Below are 14,459 nucleotides of genomic sequence, written 5' to 3'. Positions count from 1 at the left end.
GAAGGGTGGTGCACCCGGCGCGCGCGCTTCCCCACACGCGCGCCGGGTGGTCTGCTAGCCCGCGGGAGCGGGCTCTCGCTCAGCCTGCTCGGCGGCACCGACACTTTCGGCGGCCGGCTTGGACAGGCGGAGCATCGCGATCTCGGCCTCGAAGTCGTCTGCGGACTCGAACGCCCGGTAGACGCTCGCGAACCGCAGGTAGGCGACCTCGTCGAGCTCGCGGAGCGGCTTGAGGATGGCCAGGCCGACCTCGTGGGCGGGCACCTCGGCCCACCCCTCGCACCGCAGCGAGTTCTCGACCTCCTGGCCGAGCTTGGCGAGGTCGTCCTCGGAGACCGGCCGGCCCTTGCAGGCCTTCCGGACGCCGGCGACGGCCTTCTCACGGGTGAACGGCTCGGTAGCGCCGGACCGCTTCACCACCACCAGCTGCATCTGCTCGACGGTGCTGAACCGCTTGCTGCACGACGAGCAGGTGCGGCGCCGGCGGATCGCTCCGCCGTCGTCGGCGACGCGGCTGTCGATGACCCGGGTGTCGGTGTGCCGGCAGTAGGGGCAGTGCATGTCCGGCACCTCCTTCGCGGGTGGTTCGTGGGACCGTGGTCCCGGTGGCTGATCCGCCGCTGGGTGTGGAGGAGGTTGTGCAGAACGTGGGGAGAACTCCCGCTCGTCTGTGCGTAACCGACCACTACCTGTGGAGAATCACACCGTTGTAATCACTAGATGTTGGGGAACCGTACTCCCGGGCCCCCAAGGGCGCAACCCGTCACGGCGCGTCGTCGCGACGTGTTTCGGGCTCATGGGTAAAACCGCAGGTCAACCCAGGTTCTTCCCTCTTCGGGACCTCGGTCCGGGCGTGTCGGAGGTGCGAGAGGGGCTCCTGTGACTCCGCGGGCGGTGCAGCAGAATGGTCACCATGACGGTCCGCGCGCTGGCGCTCCTGGTCCTGGTCGTCGCGTGGGCCGGACTGGTGTGGCTGGCCATCGCGGCCGGCCGCTCCGCCCGGGACGGGGACGCGCTTGCCTGGGTCTGGCTCGCCCTGGCCGCCCTCGGAGCCGTCGCCGCGCTCGCCGCCGCGCTGGCCGTCGGCACCCGGCTGGTCAGGCGTGAGGAGCCGCGCCCCCGCGGCGGCAAGCACCGCTGACTGCCCGTCGGTCGGCTGGTGCACTATGTGCCCGTGCGACTCCCCCGACGAGCCCTCCCGATCGCGTACGCCGGCCTCGCCGCCCTGGACACGGCCCTCGCCGGCTCCTCCTCCCCCGACGTGCGCCGCTGGCGGCTGGTGACCAAGCCGCTGCTGATGCCGGTCCTCGGATCGGCGTTCGCCGGTGCACTCGCCCGTAGGGAGCGGCACCACGGCGGGCTGCTCCGCGGCGGGACGGTGGCCGCCCAGGCGCTCTCCGGCGTCGGTGACATCGCGCTGCTCGGGAGGTCCGAGGCGGCGTTCCTCACCGGGGTCGGCGGGTTCTTCGGCGCGCACGTGGCGTACACCACCGCGTTCGCCAGCGCCGGTCAGCCGCCCGCCGAGGGGTCGTACGGCGGGGTGGTCGGCGCGGCCGCCGCGTTCACGGCGCTCGCCCCGGTGATGGGGTGGGCCGCCGGACGGAAGAGCGAGCGCCTGCGAGTGCCTGTCGTCGCCTACGCCGGCGCGCTGACGACGATGGTCGCCGCCTCGACCCGACTCAGCCCGGAGCTCCCCCGGCGAGCCCGGCGGCGGGTCGTGGCGGGCACGGCGCTGTTCTTGACCTCCGACACCATCCTCGGCGCGCGACGGTTCCTGCTCGACGAAGCGCCGGCCTGGACCGACGCGCTGGTGATGGCGACCTACACCGCCGGCCAGGGGCTCATCGCGGCCGGCGTCGCGGAGGCGGTGGCGGTCGGCTAGCGACCTCAGGCCGAGCGCCGCAGCCGGCCGGCGACGAACGGCACGACCAGCGCGAGAGCGGCGACGACCCACAGCACGATGCTGAGCTTCGTCTCGACCAGGACCGACAGGTCACCTTCAGAGATCAGCAGCGCCCGGCGCAGCTGGGTCTCGAAGAGCGGCCCGAGGATCAGGCCGACGATCGCGGGGGCGACGGGCACGTCGGCCATCGCCATCAGCACCCCGAGCGCGCCGATCACGTACAGGACCAGCAGGTCGGCGAGTCCGCCGCCGGAGGCGAGCGTGCCGAGCGTGGCGAACACCAGGATGCCGGCGTAGATGCCGTAGGCCGGGATCTGGAGCAGCTTGGCCCACAGCCGCGCCAACGGCAGGTTGAGCACGAGCAGCATCAGGTTGCCGACGTAGAGCGAGGCCAGCAGCGCGTAGACCAGCGGCCCGGACTCGCTGAACAGCTGCGGGCCCGGCTGCAGGCCGTAGGACTGGAACGCCGTGAGGATGACCGCGGCGGTCGCCGAGGTCGGCAGGCCGATGGTGAGCAGCGGCACCAGCACGCCGGCGGCGGCGGCGTTGTTGGCGGCCTCGGGACCGGCGACCCCCTCGATCGCGCCGTGGCCGAACTCCTCCTTGTGCTTCGACAGGCGTCGCTCGGTGGCGTAGGAGAGGAACGTCGGGATCTCCGCGCCGCCGGCCGGGAGCGCCCCGATCGGGAAGCCGTACGCGGTGCCGCGCAGCCAGGCCGGCCAGGACCGGCGGAAGTCCTGCCGGCTCATCACCGGCACCCCGCGCAGCGGCGTGACCGTGCCGCCACCACCGCCGCGGAGGGCGTGGGCGAAGACCTCGCCGATGGCGAACAGCGCGATGACGACCACGACGACGTCGATGCCGTCCAGCAGCGTCGGGACCCCGAAGGTGAGCCGCGCCTGGCCGCTCTGCGACTCGATGCCGACCAGGCCGATGGTCAGGCCGATCAGCAGGGAGGCGAAGCCCTTGAGGGCGGAGTCGCCGAGCAGGCTGGCCACGGTCACGAAGGCGATCGCCATCAACGCGACGTAGTCGGCCGGGGTGAAGTCGACGGCGATCTCCGCGAACGGCTCGGCCACGAAGGTCAGCAGGACGGTGCCGATCGTGCCGGCGACGAACGAGCCGATCGCCGCGGTCGCCAGCGCCGAAGCCGCTCGCCCCTTGCGGGCCATCTTGTTGCCCTCGAGGGCGGCCACCATGGATGCCGACTCCCCTGGCGTGTTGAGCAGGATGGCCGACGTCGACCCGCCGTACATGCCGCCGTAGTAGACGCCGGCGAAGAGGATCAGCGCGCCCGCCGGATCCAGCTTGAAGGTGAGCGGCAGCAGCAGCGCGACCGTGAGCGCCGGGCCGATGCCGGGCAGCACGCCGACGGCGGTGCCCACGGTGACGCCGAGGAGCGCCAGCAACAGGTTGGTGGGGGTCAGCGCGTCGCCGAACCCGTCCATGAGCATGGTCAGGGCATCCATGGGCGTTGCCTCTCAGAAGCCCCACGGCCCGGTCGGGAGCGAGATCCCGATCAGGACGTCGAAGGCGAGGTAGACGATCACGGCCACGCTGAAGCCGTAGGCGAAGGACCGCGCCCGCGCCGGGGCGCCGAGCACGATCGCGGTGGCGCCGAAGAGCAGCGTCGCGGACACGACGTACCCGAGCCACGGGACGACGAGGGCGAAGGCCAGGAGCACCGCAACCATCACGCCGGTGCGCTTCCAGTCCTGCGCGTGGGTCTGCGTGGACTCCTCCCACGGCCCCATGTCCCGGCGTCCGCGCAGCACCATCAGCAGACCGAAGACGAGGAGCAGACCGCCGACCACCCAGGGGGCCGTCGCCGCGCCCACGACGTCGTCGCCGTTGTCAAGCCGCGTGGCCTGGACGACGACCACGACGCCCAGCGCGAGCATCACGCCGCCGAGGATCATCGTCGCGAGGGAGGTACGCCGATCGCGCGACGGGTCGAAGAAAGTGGGCTCCGGCTCGTTGCCGGCCGCCATCACTGCCCACCTCCCAGACCGAGGTCGGCGATGACCTGGTTGGTGCGCCGGACCTCCTCGGCGAGGAACTCCTCGAACTCCGGCCCGACGAGGAAGACGTCGCCCCAGCCGTTCGACTCCAGGGTTTCCTGCCACACCTCGGTCTCGGACATGTCCGTGAGAAGCTCCTCGAGCGCGAGCTCCTGCTCGTCGGTGATGCCGGCGGGGGCGACCACGCCCCGCCAGTTGGTGAGCTCCACGTCGATGCCCTCCTCCATCAGGGTCGGCACGTCGGGAAGGATGTCCACCCGCTCGGCGCTGGAGACGGCGAGCGCGCGCATCTCCCCGGCGTCGATCTGCGGCTTGATCTCGGAGATGCCCGAGATGCCCGCGACCGCGGTGCCGGAGAGCAAGGTGGCGACGGCCTCGCCGCCACCGGCGTGGGCGATGTAGTTGACGCCAGCCGGATCCTGGCCGAGCTCGTCGGCCATCAACCCGGCGAGGATCTGCTCAGCACCGCCGGCCGAGCCGCCGGCGATGGAGACCGACGGCAGGTCGCTGCGCATCCGCTGGGCGAGGTCCGCCATGGTCTGGATGTCGGAGTCGGCGGGGACCACGACGACCTGGCTGTCCGTGGTCAGCCGAGCCAGCGGGGTGACCTGGTCGAGCGTCACCCTTGCGTCGTTCGCCGCGATCGCGCCCACCATGATGAGGCCGGTGGTCATCAGCTGGTGGGGCTGGCCATCGAGCTGGGCGAACTGGCTCAGCCCGATCGTCCCGCCCGCGCCGCCGACATTGTAGACCTCGCTGCGGCCGACAAGGTCCCGCAGCGCCTCCTGCATTGCACGGGACGTCTGGTCCCAACCGCCGCCGGGGTCGGCCGGCGCCATGATCTTGAGCTGCTGGTCACCGAGGGCGGCCTCGGCCGCGGCGGGGCGGCCGCCGCGGCTGACGGTGACCACGACGAGCACGACCGCCAGCACCAGCGCGACGGCATACGGGGCGACGGCTCGCCAGCGCATCGACGATGGGTCCATGGGCGTCCTTCCCGAGAGACGCGAGTGACCGCGGTCACTCGATTCCATCCCTCGTGTATACAGTTGTATCCTGCTGCGTACAAGGTCTCGGGCGGGCCGGTCACGGCCCCGAACATCAAGGAGCAGCCGTGACGGACGCGCGACCCACGGATCACTCGATCGACTCCAGCGACCCGTACGACGTCGTCGTGGTCGGCGGCGGCAACGCCGGCCACTGCGCGGCGCTCTCCGCCGCGGAGCGCGGCCGGCGGGTGCTGCTGCTCGAGAAGGGGCGTCGGGGCGAGCACGGCGGCAACACCTTCTACACCGCCGGGGCGATGCGGGTGACCCACGGCGATGTCGACGACGTGCGCGACCTCGTCGACGACGACGAGCGGCTCGACGACACGGTGCTGCCGCCGTACACCGCCGAGGAGTACCTCGCCGACATGGCGCGCGTCACCGACGGCCGCAACGACCCCGATCTCACCCGCACGCTGGTCGAGGAGAGCGAGCCGACTCTGCGGTGGATGAAGACGCATGGGCTGCGCTTCCGGCTGATGTACGAGCGGCAGGCCGATCGCAGCCAGGGCAAGCACGTCTTTTGGGGCGGCCTGGCCATCGGCAGCACGGGCGGCGGCAAGGGCCTGGTCGAGCAGCACGAGGCGGCCGCCGCTGCGGCCGGGGTCGAGATCCGGTACGGCGTGGCCGGCACCTCGTTGCTGGCCGAGGACGGCCGGGTCACGGGGCTGCGCGTGCGCGACGCCGAGGGCCGGGAGGGCGAGCTGCGCGCAGAGTCGGTGGTCCTCGCAGCGGGCGGCTTCGAGGCCGACGCCGAGATGCGCCGGGAGCACCTCGGCGAGGGCTGGCAGCGGGCCAAGGTGCGCGGCACCCCGCTCAACACCGGCGACATGCTGCGTGCGGCACTGGAGGCAGGGGCCGCGCCGTACGGGGACTGGTCGACCTGCCACAGCGTGGCGTGGGACGCCAACGCCGCCGACGAGGGCGACCGCGAGCTGACCAACCAGCTGACCCGCGGCGGCTACCCGATCGGGATCGTCGTCAACAGCGAGGGACACCGGTTCCTCGACGAGGGCGCTGACTTCCGCAACTACACCTACGCCCGCTACGGCGCCCTGATCCTGGCCCAGCCCGGCGGCATCGCCTACCAGCTCTTCGACGCCACCACCCGGCCGATGCTGCGCACCGAGGACTACGACGCGCCCGGCACCAGCGAGGTCGTCGCCGACTCGCTCGACGAGCTGGCCGCCGAGCTCGGAATCGACGCGGCCGCCCTGACCGGCACGATCGCGGAGTTCAACGCCTCGATCGACACCTCCGTGCCGTTCGACCCCGCCGTCAAGGACGGGAGGCGCGCGGCCGTCACGCCACCGAAGAGCAACTGGGCCCAGCCGCTGGACCGACCGCCGTACCACGCCTTCCCGGTGACGTGCGGCATCACCTTCACCTTCGGGGGGCTCCGCGCGGACACCTGCGGGCGGGTCCTGACAGAATCGGGCGCGCCGCTCGACGGGCTCTTCGTCTGCGGGGAGATGCTCGGCGGGCTGTTCAGCGGCAACTACCCCGGCGGGACGGGCCTGGTGTCGGGTGCGGTGTTCGGCCGGCGCGCGGGGTCGCTGGCCTAGGCCTGGTGCGGAGGAGGATGCGGTGGCGGGACCGAAGGCGGATGCCTCCGCCATCTACGCCGCCCTGCGCGCGGACGTGGTGAACGGCGCGCTGTCCCCCGGCGAGCCGGTCCGCGAGGTCGCCGTGGCCTCTCGCTTCGGGGTCTCCCGTACGCCGGTCCGCGAGGCCCTGCGCCGTCTCGAGCACGACCGGATCCTCGTCCCGTCCGCCCGCGGGCTGGTGGTGCGCGGGGTCGGCACCGACGAGGTCATCCAGATCTACAACGTGCGGATCCTGCTCGAGGGCGAGGCGGCCGCGGAGGCTGCCTCCTCGCGCACCGAGGCGGACCTCATGCGGCTGGAGTCGCTGCTGGAGCGCGACCGGGCGCTGGTCGATCCGCTCGACGCGACCCGCGCCGAGGCGAACACCGAGTTCCACGAGGCGATCTGGGCAGCTACCCACAACGCGGTGCTGCAGGACCTGCTGCGCCGGCTCACCGTTCACCTGGTCCGCACCCCTCACTCCACGCTCTCGGCCAGCGGCCGTTGGGAGGAGGCGCTGGACGAGCACGCCGGCGTGCTCGCCGCCATCCGCGACCGCGACGCCGAATCGGCTCGAGAACGGGCCGCGGCCCACATGAGCAAGGCGCGCGAGATCCGCCTCGACCTGCTGCGGCGGCACGGCGTCACGCCGCTGCACTGACCGACCTCGGCCGTCGAGCAGGTGCCCTACGTGCCGGCGTGCCCGGTCAGGTAGGCCCGGACGAGGGACCCCAACGTCGGCAGGTGGTAGCCACCTTCCTGCACGACGACCGCCGGCAGTCCGGTGTGACGCAACAGCTCCCCCGCCCGGTGGTACCCGTCGTGGGTCACCTCGAGCGGGCTCTCCGGGTCGTCGACGGCCGCATCCACGCCGAGCGACACCACCAGCGCGGTGCACCCGGCGGAGACCACCCAGTCAGCGAGCGAGGAGACGGCAGCGAGCCACGGCCCGTCCCCGGTCCCGGGCTCCAGCGGCAGGTTCCGGGTGGCGCCGATACCGTCACCCGCACCCGTCTCCGAGGCGAACCCCACGTAGTGCGGGAACCAGCCGGCGGCCGGGTCGACGTGCACCGAGCCGTACAACACGTCCGACCGCGACCAGAAGATCGCGGCCGTCCCGTTGCCCTGGTGCGCGTCGAGGTCGACGATCCCGACCCGCTCGTGCCCGGCGGCCCGCAACGAGACCGCTGCCACCGCCGCGTTGTTGAGGTAGCACGCTCCCCCGAACCCGCCCAGCGTCGCGTGGTGCCCCGGCGGCCGGCACAGCGCGTAGGCGAGAGAGGAACCGGAGCCCACCAGCGACGCCGCCTCCACCGCACACGCGGCGGCCGCCGACGCCGCCTCCCACGTCCCCGGCCCCACCAGGGTCATCGTGTCGTAGGCGTAGCTCCCGGCCTCGGCGTGCACCCGCGCCGGCACCGACAGCGGGATGCCGCCGGTCATCGCGGGTGTCGGGAACAGGTACGGCACCACCCGGTCCTGGCCGACCTCCTCGGCGTAGCCGGCGCCGGCCCAGCGCGACCAGGCCGACTCCAGGAAACCGAGCAGCCCGGCCGAGTGCACCGACGCCAGCGCGGACGACGGCGACGCGGAAGCCTCCACCAGCGGGAAGTCCGCCAGCGCCGCCAGGATCGCGTCGACCCGCGCGGCCACCTCGACCGCCGGCGTGGTGACGCCGACCCACACCTCGTGGTGCGGGTCGTGGAGCCGGGTCGTCGGCGACCAGACCACGGGCACGTCGTACTGACTCATCGGTCAGCATCGAAGCACAAGCCGCTCGACAAGAACACTGGCTGACTGCTCAGATAGTCACGTGCCACGTCCCCAAGACCTCGGGATCGTGATCGGGTCCCTCCCCCCAGGCCCGTCGTGCTCGGTCCTCGACGTGCCCGGCGTCGGCCTGGGCCATGCCACCGTCGTCCGCGACGAACCGGCCCCGCCCGAGGGCCGAGGGGTCGCGCGCACCGGCGTCACCGTCCTGCTGGTCGCCGCCGACGCCTACCGCCGGCCGTTCGCCGCCGGCGGCGCGGTGCTGAACGGCGCCGGCGAGTGCACCGGGTTCATCTCCGCCCAGGAGTGGCGCACCCTCGAGACACCGGTCTACCTGACCTCCACGATGCAGCTCGGCCGGGTGTACGACGCCGCCTGCGAGCTCGCCCTCGAGCAGGACCCGGGAGTGGCCGACGACGTGGTCGTCCCGGTGGTCGCCGAGTGCGACGACTCCTACCTCAACGACTGCCGCCGCATGCAGGTCACCGCCGAGGACGTGAGGACTGCCTATACACGAGCGCGCGAATCCCGCGGCACCACGGCCCCGGGAACCGGCTCCGTCGGCGCCGGCACCGGCATGTCCTGCCTCGGCTTCAAGGGCGGCATCGGGACCGCCTCCCGGAAGGTCGGGGACCACACGGTCGCGGTCCTGCTGCTCACCAACTTCGGCCAGCGCGACCGGCTGACCGTCGCCGGCGTCCCGGTCGGCCGCCACTTCCCGCCGGCACCGGGGCCGGAGAAGCCCGCCGGCTCCTGCATCGGCGTCGTCGTCACCGACGCCTCTGTCGACGGCGCCGGGTGCGAGCGGCTCGCCCGGCGGATCGGCCTCGGCCTGGCCCGAACCGGCTCGACCGCCCACCACGGCAGCGGCGAGATCTTCCTGGCGGCGAGCACGACCTTCCGCACCGACCGCGACGGCAACCGGGTGGGCGCCGACCCGATCGGGAGCCGCGCCCTCGACCCGCTCTTCGAGGCCGTCGTCGACTGCGCCGAGGAGGCGGTGCTCGACTCGATGCTCTCCTCCCCCACGACAGTCGGGCGCGACGGCAACACCAGCGAAGGACTGGACCCCGAGAAGGTGCTGGAGCTGCTCACGTGACCGCCCGCGACGTCCACCTCCGGATGCGGGACGGCATCGAGCTGGCGGCCACGATCTATGTGCCGGACGGCGACGACCCTCAGCCGTGCCTGCTCGAGGCGCTCCCCTACCGCAAGGACGACCTCACCAGCTCCTACACCGCGACCTACGAGCGGCTCTGCGACGAGTTCGGCTTCGCGGTCTGCCGGGTGGACCTGCGCGGCACCGGGTCCAGCGAGGGCGACGCGACGGACGAGTACCCGAAGGCCGAGCAGGAGGACCTCAAGGAGGTCATCGCCTGGCTCGCCGCCCAGCCGTGGTGCAACGGCAAGGTCGGGATGTTCGGCACGTCGTACTCCGGGTTCAACTCGCTCCAGCTCGCCTGCGAGCGGCCCCCGGCGCTGAAGGCGGTCTGCGCGATCTACGCCACCGACGACCGGTGGACCGACGACGTGCACTACCGCGGCGGCGCGCTGAAGCTGGTCGACCTCGTCGACTACAACCACTACATGACGCCGATGTGCGCGCTGCCCCCCGTCCCCGCGGTGTACGGCGCGGGGTGGCGCGAGGAGTGGCGCCGGCGCATCGACACGATGGAGCCCTGGGTGCTGACCTGGCTCCGGGCCAGCATGGACGGGGAGTACTGGCGCCACGGGTCGGTCCGCCGCGCCGACGGCACCGGCTACGAGCGCATCGAGGCGGCCACGATGATCGTCGCCGGCTGGGCCGACGGCTACCGCAACAACAGCTTCCGGACCATCGCGGCGCTCAAGGCCAACGGCACCCCGCACCGGCTCCTCGCCGGCCCCTGGGCGCACGCTGACCCGAAGACCGCGATGCCCGGCCCGCGCATCGACCTCGACGTCGAGATGGCGGCGTTCTTCGACCACTGGCTGCGCGGCGACGGCGAGCCCGACCGGGTCGACGTCTTCGTCCGTGGGTCCACCCGCCCGGAGCCCGACCTCGACCTGCACGAGGGGTTCTGGACGACGACCACGACGAGCAGGGCGGAGACCCACACCCTCGACGGACCGCGGAGCCTCGACGTCCAGCCCGACGTCGGCACCGCCGCCTGGATCGACTGCGCCGGCCACCTGCCGTGGGGCCAGTCCGGCGACCAGCGCGCCGACGACGCCCGCTCGCTGACCTGGGAGTGGCCGGCGGACGGGCTCACGCTCATGGGCCACCCCACCGCCACCCTGCGGCTCACCGCCGACGCCACCCACGGCACGCTCAGCGTGAAGCTGTGTGACGTCTTCCCCGACGGCACCTCCGCCCTGGTGACGCGGGGCAGCCGGTGCCTGACCTTCCGCGACCACGTCCACGGCGAGGCCACGCACGTGGTCCCCGACGAGGAGGTGACGGTCGACCTCGAGCTCGACGCCTGCGCCTACCGGTTCGCCCCCGGCCACCGGCTCCGCGTCTCGGTCGCCGGCGCCGACTGGCCCAACACCGTCGCCCCGCCCGCGCCCGTCACCCTCACGGTCCAGGGCGGCGAGGTGACGCTCCCGGTCTGGGACGGCGAGCCGGCAGACCCCGGGTTCACCCCGGGCGCCGAGACCAGCAGCGAGGACCCGGCCGGCACCACGTGGACGATCAGCGACGACGTGCTGGCCCGCACCACGACCTGCCACGTCGACCACGGCTCCGACTACGCCGTCCCGCACGAGGGCCACGCCTGGGAGCACTACACCGGCACGGTCAGCGTCGACCGGCGTACCTTCGCGCAACGGGCGGACGCCGCCTGCACCTACCGGCTCACCTGGCCCGGCGTCGACGTCCGCGTCCACTCGACCATGCAGGTCGAGCTCGGCCGCGAGTGGACCGACGTCACCATCGACCTCGAGGCGTACGACGGGGAGGTGCAGGTGGCCCGGCGTCAGTGGACCGAACGGTTCCCGCGATGATCGTCGCGCCATGACCACGCCCTCCACGAGCAAGCGCGAGCTCGTCCTCCTCGAGGCCGCGAACATCCTCGGCGGCGTCTGCAACGCCGTCGTGATGGTCGTCATCCCGTGGCTGATCCTCGAGCGCACCGACTCCCCCGGCGCCGCGGGGCTGGCCGCCGCGGTCTCCGCCATCCCCGGGATCCTCATCGCGCCGGTCGTCGGCGTGCTCGTCGACCGGATCGGCCGCAAGGCGGTCTCGGTGGTCTCCGACCTGTTCAGCGGGGTGTCGGTGCTGCTCTTCCCGGTGCTCGACGCGTTCGGCGTGCTCGGTTACGGAGCGATCCTGGCGCTGACCGTGCTCGGCGCCGCGTTCGACCCGGCGGGCTACACCGCCCGCAAGGCGCTGATCCCGAACGTCTCGGCGGCCAGCGGTGTCCCTCGCGACCAGCTCAACGGGCTCCACGAGGGGCTCTTCGCGGGCGGCTGGGTGGTCGGCCCGATGGTCGGCGCGCTCGGGATCGCGACGGTCGGCTCGGTGGCCACGATGTGGTTCGCGTTCGCCGCGTTCGTGCTCGCGTCGGCCGCGGTGCTGGCGATGCGGGTGCCGAACCGGGCGCCGCTGTCGGACGACGCGCTCGTCGAGGCCTCTCCCTGGCACGCAGCCCGCGCCGGCGTCGGGGCGCTGCTCCGCGACAAGCCGCTGTGGGTGCTGACCATCGCGGTGACGGTGATCTGGATGATCTACGCGCCCACCGAGTCGGTGCTGCTGCCGGTGCACTTCGAGGGCGCCGACGAGCCGGAGGCCTTCGGCATCGTGCTCAGCGCGATGTCGGTCGGTGCGATGGCAGGTGCCTTCGGCTACGGCTGGATCGCGCGGCGCACCACCCGCCACGGCCTGGTGCGCGGCTCGATCCTGCTGGCCGCGCTCGCCTACGTGCCGGTGGCGCTGCTGCCGGCGCCGGTGGTCATGGTCGTCCCGGCGCTGCTGCTCGGGCTCGCCTGGGGGCCGATGGAGCCGCTGCTCAACTCGCTGGTGCAGGACCGGTTCCCCGAGCACCAGCACGGCCGCATCTACGGCGTGCAGCTCGGGCTGTTCTACGCCGCTCCGCCGCTCGGCCAGCTCCTTGCCGGCGGCGGGGTCGAGTGGCTCGGCGTCGACCCGGTCTTCCTCGTGATCGCCGGGCTGCTGGTGGTTCTGGCGCTCGGGATCAGCGCGCTGCCGGTGCTGCGGGGGCTGGACGATCCGAGCCCCGCAGCACCGGCCGCGCCGCTCAGGCCGACGTAGCCGAGGGGCCCGAGTCCTGGCTCGAGCCGGAGCCCGCCACGTCGTCGAGCTTGTCGGCTACGGTGTTCCGGGCCTGCTGCACCTCGGGCCGACCCATCAGCTTCTGCGCCTGCGCGACGATCTGGTCGTAGCGCTCGCGCCCGGCCCGGGCGCCGAGCACGTAGCCGATCGCCAGGCAGACGATCACGAAGAGCCGGCGCCGCGTCTTGCGGACCTTCTTCTGGACGCCGTGCACGGTGTCCCCCACCTCCTCGCCGATCCCGGCGGCCACCGCGGCGGCGCCCGCGCCGAGCGCCGCGGCCTTGGAGGCCACCTCGCCGCCGACGTCCACTGCCTTGGCGGCCACCTCGGTGCCGACCTTCGCCGCGGTCGCGGTCACCGCACCGGCGCCGGCGGCCGCGATCGGGGCGGCCTTCTTCGCCGCCTTGTCCGCCGCCTTCCGGGCTTCCTTCGCCGCAGGCCCGGCCTGCTTGGCCGCCCTCTCCGCCGCCTTGCGGGCCGACGCAGCGGCGGCCTCGCTCTTGGTCCGGGCGGCCTCCGCGAGGAGCTCCGAACGGGTCTTCTGCTTCCGCCCGAAGAGCAGCCCGCGGACGACGTACAGCGCGACGGCCAGCGCCGCGGTCAACCCGAAGAGCTGCCCGATCCGGATCGGGGTCAGCGGGTCGGTGGAGGTGTCCTGGACCTTCTGGTCCCCGACCAGCCGGTCGTCGTCGGTGGCGCGCCCGGTCTGCGGCTCGGTCATTCGTTCGCTCCTGTCGTCGTCGTACGCTCCGCTTCTTCCTTCCACGGTCCGCCCGTCCCCACACCCGGTCCGGGGGAACCTTGGAGTGCCATGAGTCGCACCACCAGCCAGACCAGCGACGCCTGCCAGGCGACGGCGAGCAGCAGGAGCAGCGGCCACCACTGCTCGGCCAGCTCCGCGGTGCGCCCGCGCGGCACCGCGACGAGGGAGTAGACCGCCACCACGACGGCAGCCCACACCGCGACCAGGACGGCCCGGTAGGTGCGGCTGCGGTCCGGCGGCGGGTGGATCCCGAGCGCGCCGACGTCGTGCGGTGGGTGGTCGGCGAGCATCCGGCGGGGCGAGGAGTAGACCTTCGTCGACGGGTACCGCTCGGCGAGCATCCGGCGCGCCCGCTTCGACGCCGGCCCCCACCGCGCGGTGACGGGCAGGCTCACCGCCTCGATGCGGGCGGCCGCGGCGCGGAACCCGCGGTCGCCGAGGACCGACCGGCCGCGGGCCGCGACGACGGCGCTGGCCGGGCCGAGCGCGACGGTCGCGGCGCCGGGGAGGTACCACGCGTAGAGGCCGCAGCGACACCCTCGCGCCGGCGCGGGGTGGTCTCCCCCGGCCTGGCAGCGCGCGTGCTCGACCTCGCCGCTCCACGGCCCCGCGTCGCCGTGCACCAGTGGGTAGAGCCCGTCGTCGCGCAGCTCGAACTGGCGGTAGCCGCGCAGCTCACCGGCGACGAGCGCGCGATCGTCCGTCACGACCCTGCCGGCTCCGGCTGGGGGGCGGGGGCCGGTTCGCGCGCAGGCTCCGGGGACGGCTGCCGGGCAGGACCCGGTGCCGGCGCGGTCAGCGGCTCGAACTCGACCTCACGTCTCTCGGTGCCGATGTCACCCATCGCCCCATCGTGCGCCGCCCGCACGCACATGTCGAGTCGGGGGGGGGGGGGGGGGGGGGGGGGGCGGGGGGGGGGGGGGGGGGGGGGGGGGGGGGGGGGGGGGGGGGGGCCCCGCCGGGGCCCCGCGGGGCGGGCGGGGCCACGACCAACGCCAGGGTGGCCGCGGCACCGGTGGTGGCGGCAGTGCCGAGGAGCAGGACGGCCGCCCACCCCTGCTCCCGCGCATCGGTGAGGTGGTCGCGGAGCCCGGCCA

The 14,459-nt window shown here is 73.4% G+C and carries 14 protein-coding genes; 7 read left to right on the top strand and 7 right to left on the bottom strand.

Features of this window, described 5'->3' with window-relative positions; translation table 11 throughout:
- Positions 1–54 precede the first annotated feature (54 nt).
- Positions 55–561 (bottom strand): transcriptional regulator NrdR, encoded by a 507-nt coding sequence (nrdR, locus tag FIP57_RS02995; protein ID WP_148572511.1) that lies wholly within the window; start codon positions 559–561, stop codon positions 55–57.
- A gap of 352 nt (positions 562–913) precedes the next feature.
- Between nrdR and FIP57_RS02990 the strand changes: the two genes are divergently transcribed.
- On the top strand, positions 914–1,141 hold the full coding sequence (locus FIP57_RS02990; protein WP_148571865.1) for a hypothetical protein: 228 nt from the start codon (positions 914–916) through the stop codon (positions 1,139–1,141).
- 33 nt (positions 1,142–1,174) lie between these two features.
- Entirely contained in the window at positions 1,175–1,882 is a 708-nt protein-coding gene (locus FIP57_RS02985; protein WP_148571863.1) for a lysoplasmalogenase, read from the top strand.
- A 5-nt stretch (positions 1,883–1,887) separates the two neighbouring features.
- Here FIP57_RS02985 and FIP57_RS02980 read toward each other — a convergent pair whose 3' ends face one another.
- Genes FIP57_RS02980 through FIP57_RS02970 form a run of 3 tightly spaced genes read right to left on the bottom strand, consistent with a single transcriptional unit; the run spans position 1,888 to position 4,910 of the window.
- Positions 1,888–3,372, bottom strand: a complete 1,485-nt coding sequence (locus tag FIP57_RS02980; protein WP_148571861.1) for a tripartite tricarboxylate transporter permease — start codon at positions 3,370–3,372, stop codon at positions 1,888–1,890.
- A 12-nt stretch (positions 3,373–3,384) separates the two neighbouring features.
- Entirely contained in the window at positions 3,385–3,894 is a 510-nt protein-coding gene (locus FIP57_RS02975) for a tripartite tricarboxylate transporter TctB family protein (protein ID WP_148571859.1), read from the bottom strand.
- Positions 3,894–4,910, bottom strand: coding sequence for a Bug family tripartite tricarboxylate transporter substrate binding protein (locus FIP57_RS02970; protein WP_203231026.1), 1,017 nt, complete (start codon positions 4,908–4,910; stop codon positions 3,894–3,896). Before FIP57_RS02970 ends, FIP57_RS02975 begins: the two co-directional genes overlap by 1 nt.
- 128 nt (positions 4,911–5,038) lie before the next feature.
- Here FIP57_RS02970 and tcuA point away from each other — a divergent pair, with 128 nt between their 5' ends.
- On the top strand, positions 5,039–6,535 hold the full coding sequence (gene tcuA, locus FIP57_RS02965; protein WP_203231025.1) for an FAD-dependent tricarballylate dehydrogenase TcuA: 1,497 nt from the start codon (positions 5,039–5,041) through the stop codon (positions 6,533–6,535).
- A 22-nt stretch (positions 6,536–6,557) separates the two neighbouring features.
- Complete coding sequence (locus tag FIP57_RS02960; protein ID WP_148571855.1) at positions 6,558–7,217, top strand: GntR family transcriptional regulator; 660 nt, start codon at positions 6,558–6,560, stop codon at positions 7,215–7,217.
- A gap of 26 nt (positions 7,218–7,243) precedes the next feature.
- Here the strand turns inward: FIP57_RS02960 and FIP57_RS02955 are convergent, their stop codons facing one another.
- A complete protein-coding gene (locus FIP57_RS02955) occupies positions 7,244–8,308 on the bottom strand; it encodes an arginase family protein (RefSeq protein ID WP_148571853.1) in 1,065 nt (354 codons plus the stop codon).
- Positions 8,309–8,369: 61 nt separating this feature from the next.
- On the opposite strand from FIP57_RS02955, the gene FIP57_RS02950 reads away from it, so the two are divergent.
- The 3 genes from FIP57_RS02950 to FIP57_RS02940 are packed head-to-tail and all read left to right on the top strand — an operon-like array spanning position 8,370 to position 12,578.
- Positions 8,370–9,425 carry a P1 family peptidase gene (locus FIP57_RS02950; protein WP_162529663.1) on the top strand — a complete coding sequence of 352 codons (1,056 nt, stop codon included), beginning with the start codon at positions 8,370–8,372 and terminating at the stop codon, positions 9,423–9,425.
- Positions 9,422–11,311, top strand: a complete 1,890-nt coding sequence (locus tag FIP57_RS02945; protein ID WP_148571848.1) for a CocE/NonD family hydrolase — start codon at positions 9,422–9,424, stop codon at positions 11,309–11,311. The genes FIP57_RS02950 and FIP57_RS02945 overlap by 4 nt, the downstream gene beginning before the upstream one ends.
- A gap of 10 nt (positions 11,312–11,321) precedes the next feature.
- Positions 11,322–12,578, top strand: coding sequence for an MFS transporter (locus FIP57_RS02940; RefSeq protein WP_148571846.1), 1,257 nt, complete (start codon positions 11,322–11,324; stop codon positions 12,576–12,578).
- Here FIP57_RS02940 and FIP57_RS02935 read toward each other — a convergent pair.
- Together FIP57_RS02935 and FIP57_RS02930 are read right to left on the bottom strand one after the other, a co-directional pair.
- The gene (locus FIP57_RS02935; protein WP_148571844.1) at positions 12,565–13,320 is read right to left on the bottom strand and encodes a hypothetical protein; all 756 of its coding nucleotides are present in this window, start codon (positions 13,318–13,320) and stop codon (positions 12,565–12,567) included. The genes FIP57_RS02940 and FIP57_RS02935 overlap by 14 nt on opposite strands.
- Complete coding sequence (locus FIP57_RS02930; RefSeq protein ID WP_148571842.1) at positions 13,317–14,069, bottom strand: hypothetical protein; 753 nt, start codon at positions 14,067–14,069, stop codon at positions 13,317–13,319. The genes FIP57_RS02935 and FIP57_RS02930 overlap by 4 nt, the downstream gene beginning before the upstream one ends.
- Between the last annotated feature and the right edge of the window lie 390 nt (positions 14,070–14,459).

This window comes from Nocardioides caldifontis (genome assembly GCF_008087345.1).
In the GTDB taxonomy this organism is placed as follows: domain Bacteria; phylum Actinomycetota; class Actinomycetes; order Propionibacteriales; family Nocardioidaceae; genus Marmoricola_A; species Marmoricola_A caldifontis.
The sequence above is the reverse complement of the archived record's forward strand: the minus strand, read 5'-3'. Positions and strand labels throughout refer to the sequence as shown.